At 50.5% G+C, this 313-nt stretch carries 1 pseudogene; it reads right to left on the bottom strand.

What is annotated here, in order from left to right:
- A pseudogene (locus tag AB4585_RS22120) lies at positions 1-313 on the bottom strand (MSHA biogenesis protein MshE); the annotation flags it as partial.

The raw sequence follows: 313 nt of genomic DNA, 5'->3' as shown, positions 1-313 counted from the left end.
GAGACTAACTGGCGCTCAGCGGCAATCACCAACTCCACATCGTAGTTGGATAACAAGCGCATCACTGACTCTTGGGCGAACAAGTCCGCAGGGTCGCTCATTGCCACACGCACGGTATGCCCGTTGCGGTCAATCACCAAGGCTCGCAAGCGACGTGCATGTACTTCAGGTAACAGCTGTACGGCTTCTATATCAACTTGCGCAAGGTTTAGGTCGATAAGCGGAAGACTTAATTGCTGAGACAAAAACTCAAGTAACTGCTTTTCCGTTATAAAGCCAAGCTGAATAAGCGAATCACCCAGCTTACGCCCAG

Source organism: Vibrio sp. 10N.222.49.C9 (assembly GCF_041474985.1).
Classification (GTDB): domain Bacteria; phylum Pseudomonadota; class Gammaproteobacteria; order Enterobacterales; family Vibrionaceae; genus Vibrio; species Vibrio crassostreae_C.
Note: the sequence above shows the minus strand (reverse complement) of the source record. Positions and strands in the feature narration are given on the sequence as shown.